We start from the raw sequence: 16748 nt of genomic DNA, 5'->3' as shown, positions 1-16748 counted from the left end.
ACCATGGTTTCCGCATGAAAAAAGATCCGTTCAAGCTCACCGCCCGTCAGGTGCAATGGCTTCTCATCGTCGGCTTCCTGTCCGTCGGCTACGCCATCTATCTGCGTTATCTGGCCATCGAATTGTCGACGACGGCGCTCGCCTGCGACGCCGGCCTGCAGAGCACCCTGTGCAAGAGCCGGCTGGTGATGACCTATCTGTTCAAGAATTCGGTGTTCGGCATCGCCGCGGTCGTCATTGCGACGCTGAATCTGCTGCGGCCATCGATCGTGCTCATCACTGTCGCACTGATCGCAGCCGGTTTCGGGATCGTGCTCTATAACGTTGCCCTGTCGGGCATCGCGATCGGCCTGCTCATCCTGGGCTTTGCACGCCCCGCGCCCGCCACAGCGTGATGCCGAACAGCAGATAGATCGCGCAGGTCCACAGCGACTGCCAGTTATCCGGCCCTTCGTTGAAGCCGATATATAGGGCCGACAGCACGAGCACTCCGGCAAACACCGACTCGGCGATCGGCCGCACGCCTTCCTGCGGACGGTTGACGGCCATCAGTCCGGCGAACGGCACCACCGCCATGGTCAGCGCCGCGAACGGAAAGTCGCGGTAACGCGGATCGAACACGAAACCGAGTGCGGTCTCGGCGCCGATCAGCGCCGCCACAGCCAGGGTCAGTCCGAGCAGCACCGTCGACACCGAGCGGCTCAGGAACCGGCTCGGTCCGACCAGTTGGAGAAAAGTCGGCAGCGAGCGGCCGGACATCGTCGCATAGGCGCACAGCAGCGGCGACGCGACACCGGCGGCCAGCAGCGCGCTCCACTGGATCCAGCGGCCGACGCCATAGCTTTCATAGATCAACTTGTCTGCAGCAACGCCCAGCAGGATGCCGGCCACCGTGGCCGATACGGCAACGGTCAGCCAGGCCGACAGACGCGGCGACCATGGCCGTCGACGAAGCGTCAACATGCCGGTCACGAAAACCAGGAAGCTCAGGCCCATGCCGAGCCCCATCTGCAGCTTCCACGACGGATAATTGGTAATCGGAACGCCCGGTGGATACTTCAATTCGCGCGGCTCATCGTAGATCAGGCCCCAATAGCCGCCGACGGTACCTTCAAGGTCGCGCTTCCACGGCTGGTCATAGGCTTCGATCAGATTGACACGGAATCCCTCGCGCTTGGCCAGATCGAGGATTTCGGACACGACCCGTGCCTGGTTGGTGCGCGACGGCAACGCGCCATCACGCATCCGACCGGCGCTCGGCCAACCTGTTTCGCCGATCAGGATTTCCTTGGATGGGAACGCCACGGCGAGACGCTTGCGGATCGAGTCCACATGGGCGGCCGCGCTTTTCGCGCGAATCGGGAAGTCCTCCCAATAGGGCAGGATGTGGATCGTGACGAAATCGACCGCGTCATATATCTCGCGATTCTTCAGCCAGAACTCCCAGACATCGGCATAGGTCACGGGGATCTTGCCGACCTGCGCCTTCACCGAGCGGATATTGCCGACGAGATCCGCAGCCGTCATCTCGCCGCGCAACAGCACCTCGTTGCCGACGACCACGCTGGTGATCACATTCGGAAAGCGCTTGGTGAGGTCCACGACGCCGGCGATCTGCGCCAGGTTCTTGAGCCGGTTGCTCCCGAGCCAGACGCCCTGAATGACCTTCAGTCCGACCTTGCCGGCCAGTTCCGGCACCTGGTCGAGGCCGTTATCGATGGAATAGGTCCGCACGCATTTGGTGATCCCGGCCAGTTGCGCCATGTCCTCGGCAATCTGGCTCGCCGGAATAACGGCGGTCGAGTTCAACGGCGTCTGCTCACCACGGAACGGCGCATAGGAGACGCATTCCAGTTTGGCGGCGGGATCGATCGGCGCGCGCACCAGCGTGACCGGCGTGGCCAGCCACCACCAAACCGCTGCGATCGTACCAAGGGAAAGGATGAGAAGCGCCAGCGGCGTGCGGGTGGAAATTGGTTCCGTCCTCCAAAGTCGTCCGTCGATTAGCCGGTCACCGGCAATCTGCCAAGTGCATCATGCCGGCAATCACGGACTTGTCGGCCCGACCCGCCACGAAAATCAGACAAACTTCCGGCGTTGCTGGACAAAATCAAAAATGTCCGTCATGGGATTCAGCCGTGGTCGCCGCCGTATTGGGGGCCCATTTGAACGGCATCTGGCGAGGGCGTCAGAACTGCCTGGCAGCCAACTTATCGGGGACTTTATGCGTCGACTGGTGTTCGGGTTCCAATCTGCGGTTCTGCGTTGTCTCGCCGTTCCAGGCCTTGCTCTGCTGCTGGGTGTTGGCTGCGCGTTGGCCCAGAGCGGCCCAGTTCGCGCACAGGATCAGAAGCCTGCGGCAAATGCGCCCGTGACGCCTGCCGACGTTGCCCGTGAGAGCCAGAAGAAGTCTGACGAATTTGTCGAGGCGACCCAGGCGATCAATGGTCCTGCCGGCAATCCCGAATGCGTCTGGCTTGGCCGCCGCGTCGTGGTGCTGATGTGGCGCGACGATCTCGACACCGCGTTCCGTCACCTCGATCTCTACGACCGATTCGGCTGCCCCGGCGGTCATGTGCAGGCGACATTCCGCTGTCTGGTCAAATTCGGACCGCTAATCGATCCGAAAATTGCTGACAGTCTCAACAGCCGCGTCCATGGCTGCTGGATCAATCCGAATGCGCAGCCGCAGCCTGCCGCGCTGAGCCAGCCCGCAGCGCCTGCGCCTGCCGGTGGCGGCGCAGCAGCGCCGGCGGCCACTCCGCAGCCGGACGCCAAACCGCCTGCTGAAGCGCCGAAGTAATGTGGCGCGCTCTGTTCAGGCGGCATTCAGCTGGCGGCGCCTAATCGCATTTGAATAATGGTGCCGCCCTCAAAAGGCCACGGCAGCGTATGAGTTGTTAATTCGTGTGGCGGATATAATCTCCGTTACCGCTGTACTGGTCGGACCTCGGGGACGGGTCCGCTTCCCGGCCACGCTCGCCCCGTTATGGTTCAGTTGCGATGCGCGCTGTCGTCGCCGTCTTGTTTTTTGTAACTGCTGTTCACGCCGGACTCTGGGGCATTCTGCGCGAGAAGCAGGAAGCTCCCGATTTCAAGGGCATGATTCCTAGCCTTTCCTACGCCCCGTTCGAGGGCACGGCGCATCCCGACGTCGACAATATTCCGACCGTCGAGAAGATTCGCGCCGACCTCAAGAAACTGTCGACGATCACGCGCGCGATCCGTCTCTACTCGTCGACCGGCGGCGTCGAAATGGTACCCGCCATCGCCAACGAGTTCGGCCTCAAGGTCACCGTCGGCGCCTGGATCGACAAGAACGCGGATCGCAACGAGCGTGAAATTGCCTCCGCCGTTGAGCTTGCGAAGAAGAACCCGAATGTCATTGGCATCGTCGTCGGCAACGAAACGCTGTATCGCGATGAACTCAAGCTCGAGGACCTCGTCGAATATATCCGCCGGGTAAAGCGCCAGGTCACGGTTCCCGTCACGACCGGTGAAATCTGGAACATCTGGCGCGACAATCCGCAGCTCGCCTCGTCGGTGGACTTCATCGCGGCACACATCCTGCCCTATTGGGAAAACTTCACCGATACGCAGGCGGTCGACCAGGCTGTCCACCTCTACGGCGTGCTGCGCGAGACCTTTCCCGGCAAGCGCATCGTGATCGCCGAATTCGGCTGGCCGAGCGAAGGCTACAATCTGCGCAATGCCGTTCCCGGCCCGTTCAGGCAGGCCGTGGTGCTCCGCAACTTCGTGACCCGCGCTGAAGCGATCGGCATGGACTACAACATCGTCGAAGCCATCGATCAGCCATGGAAGTTCTTCGAGGGCGGCGTCGGTCCCTATTGGGGCGTTCTCAACGCGTCGCGGGAACCGAAATTCCCCTGGACCGGCCCGATCGTGAATCCGGACCACTGGAAGAACGCAAGCATCGCACTTCTGGTTGGCATTCTGCTGTCGCTGCCGATCCTGCAGATCGTTGGCGCAACGGCGCTGCAGGCGCTCATGCTTTCGACGGCGGCCAATGCCGTTGGCGCCTGGGCGGCAACTATCTTCGCCTATCAGCAGACCCACTATTTTGTCTGGGGATCGGCCTTCGCCCTCACACTCGGCTGCATCCTGCTGATCCCGCTGCTCCTCATCGCGTTGGCGCGCATCGACGAGATTGCAGCGATCGCTTTCGGCCGGAAGCCATTGCGGCTGCTGACAGCCGAACGCAGCGAAAAGCTGCGTGCCGCTGCAGACGCCGAGCAGAAATACCCGAAGGTGTCGATCCACATTCCGGCCTATCGCGAACAGCCGGACATGCTGAAGCTGACGTTGGACGCGGTCGCCCGGCTCGACTATCCGAATTTCGAATGCGTGGTGATCATCAACAACACGCCTGATCCGGCCTATTGGCAGCCGATCCAGGATCATTGCCGCATGCTCGGCGAGCGGTTCATCTTCATCAACGCGGAGAAGGTCGAAGGCTTCAAGGCCGGCGCCCTGCGCATCGCCATGGACCGCACCGCGGCGGATGCCGAGGTGATCGGCATCATCGACGCCGACTATGTGGTGGAGCCGAACTGGCTGAAGGATCTCGTCCCGGCCTTCAACGATCCGCGCGTCGGCCTCGTGCAGGCGCCGCAGGACCACCGCGATGGCGACCGTTCGCTGATGCACTACATCATGAACGGCGAATATGCCGGGTTCTTCGATATCGGCATGGTCCAGCGCAACGAGGCCAATGCGATTATCGTCCATGGCACCATGTGTCTCATTCGTCGCTCCGCGATGGACATGGCCGGCGGCTGGGCTGGCGACACCATCTGCGAGGACTCGGATCTCGGCCTCGCCATCATGCAGCATGGCTGGCTGACGCATTACACGAAGGAGCGTTACGGATACGGCGTGCTGCCGGACACCTATGAGGCGTTCAAGAAACAGCGTCATCGCTGGGCCTATGGCGGCTTCCAGATCATCAAGAAGCACTGGCGCCGCTTCATGCCCGGCGCGAGCCGCATGACCCAGGACCAGAAGCGCGAGTTCGGCATGGGCTGGCTGAACTGGCTCGGCGCCGAGAGCCTTGGCGTCGTGGTGGCGATCCTCAACATCATCTGGGTGCCGATCATCGCCTTCGCCGATATCGCCATCCCCGACAAGATCCTGACGCTGCCGATCATCGCCTCCTTCGTGATCTCGCTGGCGCACTTCATCGTCCTGTACAGGCTGCGCGTGAAGATTGGCCTGTGGCAGATGCTGGGCGCGATGATCGCCGCCATGTCGGTGCAGTGGACGGTGTCGCGCGCCGTCGCCGATGGCCTGATCAAGGATCACCTGCCCTTCACCGTGACCTCCAAGGGTGGCAAGTCGACCATGTCGATCGAATTCCAGGCCTTCTGGGAAGCCGTGATCGGTGTGCTTCTGCTGATCAGCTGCGGCGTGCTGGTGTTCTCGAACAGCTCCAAGCAGGTCACCGAGATCTACATCTTCGCTGGCGTGCTGGTGCTGCAGAGCCTGCCGTTCTTGTCAGCAGTGATGATTGCCATTCTGGAGAATTCGCGCGCCAATGACTTCCAGTGGTGGCGCAACACGACGGTTCGCACGGCCGAGCTGATCGGCCTTCGCCCGGTGGCGATGCCGCCGATCGACGTGTCCCGTCCCGAGGCCCAGCGCGAAGCAAGCTGAACCGCGCCAATGGGGCGCGGTTCATGTCCATAACATCAAGCCCTGCCCTTGACCCCGGCGGACCCGCCTTTTACACAGCCGGTCACGCGATACGCTGCATTGCGGGCGCCATCGCGGCCGTGGCTGATCGGCCTCACCGCGCCCCGCAAGGGTCGGTTTCCTCCGTTTAGCTTCGTCAATACGGCACTTTAGGGCGGGTAGCTCAGTGGTAGAGCATTCGACTTTTAATCGACTGGTCGAGGGTTCGATCCCCTCCCCGCCCACCATCACCGCGATGAGCCACGCCGGAACTTCCGGTTTTCACACCATCCTCAGCCTCTGAACACCGGACAATCGAACATGCGGATTACCCTCGTCGGCTCCAAACACTTCGGCGTCACGACCCTCGATATGCTGAAGACCCACAACGTCGAGATCGCGTCCGTGGTGGTTGCAGATGCCGAGGACCGTCTCGCCGCAGCCGCCAAGGCTGCAGGCATCCCGGTGACAGTCCAGGCCAATCCGAAGCTCGTCGTGGCCTCCGAGATCGCCGAGGGCACCGAGCTGATCATCACGGCGCACAGCCACGCCCGCATCGGCAAGGATGCGCTCGCCGCAGCCAGCCTTGGCGGCATTGGCTACCATCCGTCACTGTTACCCCGTCACCGTGGCATCGCTGCCGTGGAATGGACCATCAAGGAAGGCGATCCGATCGCCGGCGGCACCATCTATCACCTTGCCGATGTCATGGACGGTGGCGCCATCGCCGCGCAGGAATGGTGCTTCGTGAAAAAAGGCGAAACCGCTCGCGAACTTTGGGAGCGCGCGTTGGCGCCGCTGGGCCTCAAGCTGCTCGGCGAGGTCGTGGACTTCGCGACTGTCCACAAGCGTTTGCCTGCAACCTACCAGGACGAGCAATTCGCGACCAATGCGCCAAAACTGGCCTAGAAGCCTCCAAAACTGGTTAAAAAGGCGCCGGAACCCGCCCGAATCAACCAAATCTGTCAATAAAGGGAACCAATTTGCCCGTCGCGGCTTGCATCCCGTGAGTTGTTTTGGGTCTATGCGGCAACGCAGCAAATTTTGGACACATTACCCCCCAATAAGGTGGCCATCACAACATCGAGGATTTGATTCAATGCGTTTTGACCGCATCCGTTCCGTCTTGTCCGTTTCGCTGATTGCCAGCGCAGCGTTGATTTCGGCTCCTTCGTTCGCAGCCGACAATGCCTATGACGGGCTCTGGAATGTGACCATCGTTACCAAGACCGGCAGCTGCGAGCCGACGGCTCGCTATCCGTTGACCGTCACCGAAGGCCGCATCACTGCGCCCGGCGCCGACGTTAACGGCAAGGTTGGCCGCGAAGGCACCGTACGCGTATCGATCGGACCTGCTTTCGCCAACGGCCAGTTGTCCGGCAACACCGGATCGGGCAAGTGGAACGGCGCCTCGGGCGGCGTCCCCTGCAGCGGTCGGTGGGAAGCTTCGCGTCAGTAATCCCCAACCAGGAATGCTCCTCATGATGCCTACCTCGACCTCTCCGCGTTCGCTCGTTCGGACGGCGGTGCTCTGCGCCACGCTCGGTCTGACGTCTGCGTCGGCATATGCCCAGTCAGCGCCGTTCGCCGGTATGGCCGGAGTATGGTCGGGTAACGGGACGATCTCGCTCGAGGACGGCTCCAAGGAGCGCATTCGCTGCAAGGCGACCTATGCCGTGAGCGGCGACGGCGCGGGACTGAACCAGTCCCTGCTCTGCGCCAGCGACAGCTACAAGTTCGAGCTGAAGAGCGACGTGAAGGCCAGAGGCGGCGAGCTGTCTGGCAGCTGGGCTGAGACGACCCGCGGCGTGACAGGGTCGCTTGAGGGCCGGGCAACCGCCGGCAAGTTCAATGTTGACGTTTCCTCGCCAGCCTTCAGCGCGAAGCTGATCCTGACGACGACCAGCAACAAGCAGCAGGTCTCGATCACCTCCGAGGGCCAGTTCAGGGGCGCCAGCATTTCGCTCAGCCGCAGCTGATCGTTCCGCATGTTTGGAATTCGAACCCCGGTTGTTTCAAACAGCCGGGGTTTTGTTTTGCCTGTATATCCTCTGCCTGAGAGCGTCCGGGACCACCCGCCCGCAACGCAGCCCCACCGGATTCGTCCGTTGCAAAGCCCGGCGATGTCGCCGATAGAGCCTGTCCGTAAAGCTACACCGCTGCGTGAATCATTGCAGCGCAAGAAACTGGTTCTCAGGGATTATGGATCGCCCCCCGTCGAAGGCCCGCGCCGCGCTGTGGATGTCCGGCTGGCTGCTTCTGATGCTGTTCGTCGCCATCGGCGGTCGCGAGACGCTGCGCGAACTCAATGTCTTCCAGGTGATGGAGATCCGATCCGTCTTCGGCTTCGTCATGCTGCTGCCGATCCTGTATTTCAACGGCGGCTTTCGCGCCATGAAGACCACGCGGCCGCTGGCGCATGTGTCGCGCAACCTCGTGCATTACGGCTCGCAGCTCGGCTGGTTCTACGCACTCACGCTCATTCCCCTGAGCCAGCTCGTCTCCATCGAGTTCACCATGCCGATCTGGATTGCCATCATGGCGGCGTTCTTTCTCGGCGAGCGCATGACACTCTGGAAGATCGTCGCCATCGTGCTCGGCCTGATCGGCGTGATCGTCATCGTTCGCCCGACCACAGGCGTCGTCAATCCCGGTCAGCTGATTGCGCTAGCCGCCGCATTCGGCTTCGGCATCTCGATCACATTGATCAAGTCACTGACGCGGACGGACAGCGCGCTGAAGATCATTTTCTGGATGATTGCGGTGCAGTCGGTGGCCGGCGTTTTTCCCGCGCTATACTCCTGGCAGTGGCCATCGGCCTATGTCTGGGGCTGGCTTGTCGTGGTCGCCTTCTGCGGGACGTTTTCCCATTTCTGCCTGGCGCGCGCGATGCTCTACGCCGATGCGACGGTGGTCGTGCCGATGGACTTCCTGCGTGTACCACTCAGTGCCACTATCGGATGGTTACTATATTCTGAACGGCTCGACATGTTCACGCTACTGGGCGCGGCGCTGATCCTCGCCGGCAACACGCTGAACCTGCTCAGTACCGATCGACCGCCTATCCGTGCGACTGCCTGACGCACCGGGTTCCCCTTTTTCGATTTTATTCTCCGAGTGCGTGTCTCGACATTTTGGCGCACGCCCGCAATTGGTACTTTTCCCAATGTGTCTAGGGTCGAATGACCGGATTCGTGGGGGAGATCGTATCGTGCGCCATTTCGCTTTTGCCCTGTCTGCGCTGTCCATCCTGTTCAGCGCGGATGTAGCGCTTGCCGACAAGCGCGTCGCTTTCGTCGTTGGCAATGGCAGCTACAAGAATGTCGATCCGTTGCCGAACCCGCCGATCGACGCGAAGGCCATGGCCAGCGCGCTACGCAATGTCGGCTTCGACGTCATCGAAGGATCGAACCTGACGCGCGACGGCATGACCGAAAAGCTGCTCGACTTCGGCCGCAAGGCGCAGGGCGCCGATGTCGCGGTGTTCTTCTATGCCGGCCACGGTATCTCGGTGAACAACATCAACTACCTTTTGCCGATCGATGCCAATCTGAAGTCGGAGATGGACGTCAAGCTCGGCGCAGCCATCAATGTCGAGACCACCCTCGACCAGACCATGGGCGATGCCAAGGTGAAGCTGGTATTCCTCGATGCCTGCCGCGACAATCCGTTTGCCGCCAAGATCCGCTCCAGCGGATCTGCCACGCGCAGCGTCGCGGTGTCGTCCGGCCTTGCGGAGATGAAATCCGGCGAAGGCACGCTGATCGCATTTGCCACCAGCCCCGGCCAGACCGCCCTCGACGGCAAGAGCGGAAGCAACAGCCCGTTTACCCGCGCGCTGCTCAACAACATCACCACGCCCGGCGCCGAGATCCAGCAGGCGATGACGAAAGTGCGCGCACAGGTGCAGGACGAAACCAACAAAGGCCAGCTGCCCTGGGGCCACACCAATCTGATCGGCGCAGTCTATCTCAATCCGGACGTGCAGGCGCAGGTCGCCGTTGCCGCGGCCAGCCCCACCGCCACCATGCCCGCGGCCGCCACCGCCGGCTCCGATGTCGAGCTTGAGTTCTGGCGCTCGATCAAGGACTCCAACCGGCCGGAGGAACTGAACGCCTACATCTCCATGTATCCGAACGGCCAGTTCAAGCCGCTCGCCCTCGCCCGTATCGCCGCGCTACAGGAAGCCGCCACCGCGCCGCGTACCGCTTCGCCGGGCGTCGACAAGGCCGTGTTTACCGAGGAAGCCAACCAGCTCACCGAGGACAAGATCGGCCTCGACAAGGTCAAGCGCCGCGACGTGCAGCGCCGCCTCAATGGCCTTGGCTTCGACACCCAGGCGACCGGCAGCTTCGATGCCGGGACCCGTGGCGTGATCACGCGCTGGCAGGCGGCACGCGGTTACCCGACGTCGGGCTATCTCAACAAGGTGCAGCATGCCGCACTGCTCACCGAGGTCGTCGCGCTGAAGGAGGAACCGGCACCCGCACCGAAGCCGGTGCGCCGCCAGGTACAACAGCAGACCTATGAGGAAGCGCCCGTGGTCCGGCGCCAGGCTGCGCCCGCCCCCGCCCCGGCCATCGATCCCGCCGGTCCCGGCCGGTTCATCGGCGGTGTGGTTGGCGGCTTCCTCAACCGCTAGAGCCGATCGACATTCAGGATTCCCAAGAGGTTCAATCGCTGATTCATAGGGCTCCATGATTTGCACGGAGCAAGTGATGGGGGCGAAGCGCTACGAATTGAATGAGGCGCAGTGGGTGAAGATTTCTCCGCTGCTGCCGGGCAAGGCTGGCGACGCAGGACGCACAGCGACTGATAACCGCCTATTCGTGAACGGCTGTTTGTGGGTTCTGCGCTCGGGTGCGCATTGGTGCGACCTGCCGGAACGGTACGGCAAGTGGAAGACGGTACATCGGCGGTTCAGCCGCTGGTGCCATGCCGGGGTCTGGGAACGCGTGTTCACAGCCCTGACGGCAGACCGGGATAATCAGTATCTGATGATCGACAGCACCATCGTTCGCGCTCACCAGCAGGCTGCGGGCGGAAAAGGGGGGCTAAAGATCAGGCGCTGGGGCGTTCCCGAGGTGGACTGACCACGAAGATCCATATGCTGGCCGATACACTTGGTCGCCCGCTCCGCTTCATCATCACAGCCGGACAGGCTGGCGACGTCACCCAGGCGCCTGCCTTGCTCCAGGGCCAGACCGGCGAAGCCGTGCTTGCCGACAAGGCCTATGACAGCAACGCGCTGCGCGCGATCATCGCCGATATGGGGGCAACAGCGGTCATCCCGTCCAACCGAACCCGCAAGGTCATCATTCCGCACGACATCAACGTCTACAAGCAGCGCAATCGGATCGAGCGCTGCTTCTGCCGACTCAAACACTTCCGGCGCTTCGCCACACGCTATGACAGACGAACCTCGCACTTTGCTGGCTTCATCCACCTCGCCGCAGCAATAATCTGGAACCAATGAATGTCGATCGGCCCTAGGCCCGCTACCTAAAGCGGCAGCCTACTTGCCTGCCGCCTTGCGCAGCGCGTCGTTCATGCGGTCCTGCCAGCCCGGCCCGTCCTGCTGAAAATATTCCAGCACGTCCTGATCGATCCGCAGCGACACCAGTTCGCGCACACCGGGAACGGCTGCCTTGGCGACCGGTGCCTCGACCGGTTTGGTGGTGGTCTTCTTGAACGCCGCCTCCGCCTCGGTGCGGGCATCCTGGAGCGTGCGCGGGCGTCGCGGGGGCTGTGCCATCTCGGTCAGATTCCTTCCAACATTGCCATCGAGAGATAGCGCCCGCTGAGCGGCTGCACAATCGCTTCCACGGTGTCGAAGAAGATGCGTCCGCACAAGGGCACGATGTGACAGCTACTCGCCTCTGCTGCACGACCGGCAATGTCGGCAAATTTTACAAATGTCATTCATCGTAACAGGCGCATTCCTCGTGACGCACGTGGCATCGCACAAAGGTGACCGCGCTGCGGCGCAAACATGCGCTGACTTAAAAAACTTCAAAGCAACGCATTTGTGTTGCGACACGGTCAAACAAATCGGATTAGGATCGTGTCATGTCCGATGAGACGACGAAGGAGGTCACGATGTCAGCATCAGCTGAAGTCCGTACGACCAAAACGTCCCATCCCGCGCCGCGTGGCAGCGATCTTCCGACCTGCCCGGTTTGTGCGGACTCGATGATTGCTGCCGAGGCGTCGGCCTTTCTTACCGACGACGTCGTCAGCTATCTCTGGACCTGCGATACCTGCGGCTATGGTTTCGTAACCCAGCACGCCTTTCGCCGGACGGTCTGCAACTAGCTAGCACTGTTCGCGCGGACCGGCGTGAACTGATCTTGGATTGCTCCGCGATCCGAGGGAGACGCCGATTGTGACTATCACATTCACCGTGCCTCTGCTTGCCCTTCGAGGACTGCCTTCCACGCAAATGGCACAACCAATACGCCCAGTAAGGCGAACGCTGCCAGTATCGCCCATGCGTCATTGACGCTCCAAACAAAAGCAGCCGCTCGCGCGGAGGCTCAGCATATCGTCTCGACCGGCGTCCGCGTCGGCGCGGCATCGGCACGCGTCAAGGTCAGCAATCTGCGCAAACGATTTGCACCGTCACGCGTGCACCAAGTAACGACCACGCCGCAGTCACACCTTCGCCATTTCTGATGTTCCCAAGCCGTGCTAACCAGCTGTCGGGTCTACAGCGGAGAAGCCGTCTCTCGGGTCGAGGGGATACCCGCACTGGAGTCGGTCATGACCGGTCAAATTCCCTTCTTCGTGCCTAAGCGCACGATCACTGCAAGTGAGGTCGCGGGCATCGCGGGCTTACTTTTTGTTACAAAAGATTTCCTCATTTCGGCTGGAGCAGCGCTAGAGACAGCGCGTCGCGGCGAGCTTAGCTATATGGACAATCACAAGTATCTCGAGGCTTTGAGGCAGACGAATGCAGGCGCTTGTCTCGTCTCCCCGCGCTTCAGCGCATCCGTTCCAAAGGAGACCTACTCTTTTGTGACACCTCAGCCGTATTTGATTTACTCGCGAATCCTCGCCTTGCTCTATCCAGGGGCAGCTATCCCGGGGTCACTTTTCGAGACCGACGGCATTTCTCCAAACGCCACGATTCATGCTTCGGCCATCATCGATGCCGGGGCTACCATCGATCCCGGCGCAGTAATCGGTCCCCGGGCCAGGATCGGTGAACGCACTTATATCGGGTCAAACGTCGTGATCGGCCCGGACGTCACCATCGGGAGCCATAGCTCGGTTGGCGCCGGCGCTATCATTGCGCACGCAACTGTCGGCAATCACGTCATTGTCCATCCAGGCGTATCGATCGGGCAGGACGGCTTCGGATTCGTGCCCGACAAAGGCGGACATATCAAAATTCTCCAGGTCGGAGGCGTCATTATTGAGGACTGCGTCGAAATAGGCGCAAACACGACCATCGATCGCGGGTCGACCCGTAACACGTTTATCGGCGAAGGCACGAAGCTCGATAACCTCGTACAAGTCGCCCACAACGTGACGATTGGCAGGCACTGCCTCATCGCCGCGCAAGTCGGAATTGCCGGGTCCGCAACTCTCGGGAGTTTTGTTGCAATAGGCGGCCAGACTGGAATTGCTCCTCATCTGACGATCGGCGACGGCGCACAGATAGCCGGTGCAAGCGGCGTCACGCGCGACGTGCCTGCGGGAGAGCGGTGGGCAGGATTTCCAGCCCGGCCCAGCCGCAGGTTTTTCCGGCAATACAAGGCCATGGAAATGCTTGCGGCCGGTTACCGCGAGACAAACGATCGATGAACCTGACAGGGTGATGGACAGGTTAGTGTTTTCTCCACACGCGACGAGCGGTTACCGCGGCGGAATGTCGCCGCGTGCCCAGCCCTCGCGCGTGCGCGCCCGAAACTCTTCGAACGTTCCGGCCTCGATGGCTGCGCGGATGCCCTGCATCAGGCTCTGGTAATAGGCGATGTTGATTTCCGACAGCAGCATCGCGCCCAGCGTTTCGCCGGAGCGCACGAGGTGATGCAGATAGGCGCGCGAATAGTCTCGCGCGGCCGGCCAGGTGCTCTCTTCATCCAGCGGACGTGGATCGTCCTGATGCCGCGCATTGCGCATATTGATCTGGCCGTAGCGTGTGAAGGCCATGCCGTGGCGGCCGTTACGGGTCGGCATCACGCAGTCGAACATGTCGACGCCGCGCGCCACCGCTTCCAGCATATCGTCGGGCGTGCCAACGCCCATCAGATAGCGCGGCCGATCCAAGGGGAGGATCGGAACCACCTCCTCGATCATCGCCAGCATCACGGCCTGCGGCTCGCCGACGGCGAGGCCGCCGATCGCGTACCCATGAAAGCCGATATCGATCAGCCCCTGTGCGCTGGCGCGGCGCAGTTCCGGCACATCGCCCCCCTGCGCGATGCCGAACAGCATGTAACCGTCAGGCGCCGTCTCGAAGGCGCGCTTGCAGCGTTCGGCCCAGCGCAGCGACAGCTGCATGGCGCGGTCGATGTCGGCGTGTTCGGCGGGCAGCCGCACGCATTCGTCGAGCTGCATCGCGATGTCCGAATTCAGCAGCCGCTGGATCTCAATGGCCCGTTCCGGCGTCAACTCGAACTTCGCGCCATCGATATGCGAACGGAACGTGACGCCCTGCTCAGTCACCTTGCGGAGCTGCGCCAGGGACATCACCTGGAAGCCGCCGGAATCGGTCAGCATCGGCCCGTTCCAGGTGGTGAATTTCTGCAGACCGCCGAACGACGCGACGCGTTCGGCGCCGGGACGCAGCATCAGGTGGTAGGTATTGCCCAGCACGATATCGGCGCCGGCATCGCGCACGTCGCGCCAGTGCAAGCTCTTCATCGCACCGAGGGTACCGACCGGCATGAAGGCAGGTGTGCGCACCACGCCATGCGGCGTTGTCAGCAGGCCCCTGCGTGCCGTGCCGTCCGTGCGCAGCAGTTCGAAATGATTGGCGACGGTCATTGATTGCTTGTGTCCCGAAACAGCAGACTGGCGTCGCCGTATGAATAGAAACGATAGCCGGTTGCGATAGCATGGGCATAGGCTTGCTTCATCGTATCCATGCCGGCAAAGGCAGAGACCAGCATGAACAGCGTCGAACGCGGCAGGTGGAAATTGGTGAGCATGATATCGACCGCGCGGAAGCGATAGCCGGGCGTGATGAAGATCGCAGTCTCGTCGGCGAACGGATGAATAACGCCGTCCTCGGACGTCGCGCTTTCCAGCAGGCGCATCGAGGTCGTACCGACAGCGACGACGCGTCCGCCAGCCGCATGCGCTGTGTTCAATGCATCCGCCGTGGCGCGCGAGATCGTACCCCACTCGGAATGCATCTTGTGCTCTGCGGTGTCGTCGACCTTCACCGGCAGGAACGTCCCTGCTCCGACATGCAGCGTGATGCGATGCAGGCCGACGCCGCGCGCCTTCAGAGCGGCTTCCAGTGCCGGCGTGAAATGCAGTCCCGCCGTCGGTGCGGCGACGGCGCCGTCATTGGCGGCGAACATGGTTTGATAATCGGCCGTGTCACGCTCGTCCGGAGCGCGTTTTCCGGCGATGTAAGGCGGCAGCGGCGGCGCGCCGAGTTCGGCAATCGCCTGATCCAGCGCCGGGCCGTGAAACGAGAAAGAGAAGATGATCTCGCCGGCGTCGCCCTTGTGCTCGACCTGGGCGTCGAGATGTCCAAGCAGGCAGACGCGGCCTTCATGGCCGAAGCGCACCGTGTCGCCTTCGGTCAGCTTCTTTGCGGGGCGCACCAGCGCCTGCCAGCGCGAACCGTCGAGGCGCTTGATCAGCGTCGCATCGATCTTCGGTTCGGTCTCGCGGCCAATGCGGCGGCCCGTGAGTTGCGCCGAGATAACCCTGGTGTCGTTGACGACCAGCTGATCGCCGGGCTTCAGCCAGGTCGGCAGATCCGATACGACATGATCCTGCACGCCGATACCCGGCTGAACGACAAGTAGCCGCGCGGCGTCGCGCGGGCTGGCAGGCCGCAGCGCGATGTTCTCGGCCGGAAGTTCAAAATCGAAGATATCGGTACGCATGGGTTTGTAGTTATTCCCACTCCGTCATGGCCGGGCTTATCCCGGCCATCCACGCCTTGGTGTTGATGCCTATAAAACGTGGATGCCCGGGACAACTAGCGAAGTTCGCTTCGCGCTGCCCGGGCATGACGAACGTGAGGGAGGAGCTTAACTTAGGCAGCCGCGTCGGCAGCCATATGCGCCTTGACGATCTTGTCCGGGTTCTGCACCGGCTCGCCGCGCTTGATCTTGTCGACGTTCTCCATGCCTTCGGTGACCTTGCCCCAGACAGTGTACTGCTTGTTGAGGAACGACGCGTCGTCGAAGCAGATGAAGAACTGGCTGTCGCCGGAATCCGGGCTGGCCGCGCGGGCCATCGACAGCGTGCCGCGCACATGCGGCTCGTTATTGAATTCGGCCTTGAGCTTCTTGCCCGAACCGCCGGTGCCGGTGCCCTGCGGGCAGCCGGTCTGCGCCATGAAGCCGTCGATGACACGGTGGAAGACGATACCGTCGTAGAAGCCTTCGCGCACGAGCTCCTTGATACGGGCGACATGGCCCGGTGCCAGATCCGGGCGCATCTCGATGGTGACGGGACCCTGGGTGGTTTCAAGGATCAAAGTATTCTCGGTAACAGCCATGCTCGTCTCTCTACTGGTTTGGGTTGGTTTCGGCGGTCGTCAAACCGCACTCGGAAGGGGCGTCCAGCGACCGCGTCGCCCAGGCCCCCGGTAAATGGCATCGGCGTGCAATGTTGCAATGTCTCCATCACAGCCGTTCGGTAAGCAACGCTGTCGGCCTCGGAGGCATCCGGCGTCTCGAAGGTAATTCGCGGCCTTCCGAGAAGTTCACCGGATCGCTTGAAGCTGAACAGTACCGTGATCTCCATGCCCGGATGACCTCGCGGCAAGGCGGGCGGATGCCAGCAAGCTTTCAGCCTTCCGAACATGCCCTCCAGCGTGCTCACGGCTTCAGACTGAGCCGATGCCGGATGCGCCTGAAGGA

At 61.9% G+C, this 16748-nt stretch carries 16 protein-coding genes and 1 tRNA gene; 12 read left to right on the top strand and 5 right to left on the bottom strand.

From position 1 onward, the window contains the following. Nucleotides 1-14 precede the first annotated feature (14 nt). Nucleotides 15-395: a hypothetical protein gene (locus SFY93_RS18175; RefSeq protein WP_120289840.1), complete on the top strand. Its 381-nt coding sequence runs from the start codon at nt 15-17 to the stop codon at nt 393-395. Here the strand turns inward: SFY93_RS18175 and SFY93_RS18170 are convergent. Then, the gene (locus tag SFY93_RS18170; protein WP_414717151.1) at nt 355-2004 is read right to left on the bottom strand and encodes a glycoside hydrolase family 17 protein; all 1650 of its coding nucleotides are present in this window, start codon (nt 2002-2004) and stop codon (nt 355-357) included. The genes SFY93_RS18175 and SFY93_RS18170 overlap by 41 nt on opposite strands. 220 nt (nt 2005-2224) lie before the next feature. Here SFY93_RS18170 and SFY93_RS18165 point away from each other — a divergent pair, with 220 nt between their 5' ends. The 9 genes from SFY93_RS18165 (at nt 2225) to SFY93_RS18125 (ending at nt 11167) form a co-directional block, all read left to right on the top strand. After that, a complete protein-coding gene (locus SFY93_RS18165; RefSeq protein WP_184516392.1) occupies nt 2225-2803 on the top strand; it encodes a beta-1-3, beta-1-6-glucan biosynthesis protein in 579 nt (192 codons plus the stop codon). 200 nt (nt 2804-3003) lie between these two features. Then, nucleotides 3004-5673: a glycosyltransferase gene (locus SFY93_RS18160; protein WP_320444091.1), complete on the top strand. Its 2670-nt coding sequence runs from the start codon at nt 3004-3006 to the stop codon at nt 5671-5673. Nucleotides 5674-5864: 191 nt separating this feature from the next. Then, a tRNA-Lys gene (locus SFY93_RS18155) sits at nt 5865-5939 on the top strand. Between the two features lie 73 nt (nt 5940-6012). Next, nucleotides 6013-6600 (top strand): formyltransferase family protein, encoded by a 588-nt coding sequence (locus tag SFY93_RS18150; protein WP_089264406.1) that lies wholly within the window; start codon nt 6013-6015, stop codon nt 6598-6600. Between the two features lie 190 nt (nt 6601-6790). After that, complete coding sequence (locus SFY93_RS18145) at nt 6791-7150, top strand: hypothetical protein (protein WP_320444090.1); 360 nt, start codon at nt 6791-6793, stop codon at nt 7148-7150. A gap of 22 nt (nt 7151-7172) precedes the next feature. Then, nucleotides 7173-7670, top strand: coding sequence for a hypothetical protein (locus SFY93_RS18140; protein ID WP_320444089.1), 498 nt, complete (start codon nt 7173-7175; stop codon nt 7668-7670). Nucleotides 7671-7893: 223 nt separating this feature from the next. After that, nucleotides 7894-8772 carry a DMT family transporter gene (locus tag SFY93_RS18135; RefSeq protein WP_320444088.1) on the top strand — a complete coding sequence of 293 codons (879 nt, stop codon included), beginning with the start codon at nt 7894-7896 and terminating at the stop codon, nt 8770-8772. Between the two features lie 130 nt (nt 8773-8902). Then, a complete protein-coding gene (locus SFY93_RS18130; protein WP_414716930.1) occupies nt 8903-10333 on the top strand; it encodes a caspase family protein in 1431 nt (476 codons plus the stop codon). A gap of 76 nt (nt 10334-10409) precedes the next feature. Continuing rightward, nucleotides 10410-11167, top strand: a protein-coding gene (locus tag SFY93_RS18125) for an IS5 family transposase (protein WP_320444087.1) whose coding sequence is annotated in 2 segments (ribosomal slippage) — nt 10410-10752 and nt 10752-11167 — 759 coding nt in all. Because the reading frame shifts where the segments join, the coding sequence is not laid out codon by codon here. A 39-nt stretch (nt 11168-11206) separates the two neighbouring features. Here SFY93_RS18125 and SFY93_RS18120 read toward each other — a convergent pair. After that, nucleotides 11207-11446, bottom strand: coding sequence for a BrnA antitoxin family protein (locus SFY93_RS18120; protein WP_068730761.1), 240 nt, complete (start codon nt 11444-11446; stop codon nt 11207-11209). A gap of 344 nt (nt 11447-11790) precedes the next feature. On the opposite strand from SFY93_RS18120, the gene SFY93_RS18115 reads away from it, so the two are divergent. Together SFY93_RS18115 and lpxD are read left to right on the top strand one after the other, a co-directional pair. Next, nucleotides 11791-12006 carry a helix-hairpin-helix domain-containing protein gene (locus tag SFY93_RS18115; RefSeq protein WP_320444086.1) on the top strand — a complete coding sequence of 72 codons (216 nt, stop codon included), beginning with the start codon at nt 11791-11793 and terminating at the stop codon, nt 12004-12006. A gap of 447 nt (nt 12007-12453) precedes the next feature. Continuing rightward, nucleotides 12454-13500, top strand: coding sequence for a UDP-3-O-(3-hydroxymyristoyl)glucosamine N-acyltransferase (gene lpxD / locus SFY93_RS18110; RefSeq protein WP_315841958.1), 1047 nt, complete (start codon nt 12454-12456; stop codon nt 13498-13500). A gap of 51 nt (nt 13501-13551) precedes the next feature. Here lpxD and tgt read toward each other — a convergent pair whose 3' ends face one another. The 3 genes from tgt to SFY93_RS18095 all read right to left on the bottom strand — a co-directional run bounded on the left by tgt (nt 13552) and on the right by SFY93_RS18095 (nt 16384). Beyond that, nucleotides 13552-14685, bottom strand: a complete 1134-nt coding sequence (gene tgt / locus SFY93_RS18105) for a tRNA guanosine(34) transglycosylase Tgt (RefSeq protein WP_320444085.1) — start codon at nt 14683-14685, stop codon at nt 13552-13554. Beyond that, nucleotides 14682-15764, bottom strand: a complete 1083-nt coding sequence (gene queA, locus SFY93_RS18100) for a tRNA preQ1(34) S-adenosylmethionine ribosyltransferase-isomerase QueA (protein ID WP_320444084.1) — start codon at nt 15762-15764, stop codon at nt 14682-14684. Before queA ends, tgt begins: the two co-directional genes overlap by 4 nt. A 152-nt stretch (nt 15765-15916) precedes the next feature. Then, on the bottom strand, nt 15917-16384 hold the full coding sequence (locus SFY93_RS18095; RefSeq protein ID WP_089264447.1) for a peptidylprolyl isomerase: 468 nt from the start codon (nt 16382-16384) through the stop codon (nt 15917-15919). Between the last annotated feature and the right edge of the window lie 364 nt (nt 16385-16748).

It is taken from the genome of Tardiphaga sp. 42S5 (assembly GCF_034044155.1).
GTDB classification, from domain to species: Bacteria; Pseudomonadota; Alphaproteobacteria; order Rhizobiales; family Xanthobacteraceae; genus Tardiphaga; species Tardiphaga robiniae.
Note: the sequence above shows the minus strand (reverse complement) of the source record. Positions and strands in the feature narration are given on the sequence as shown.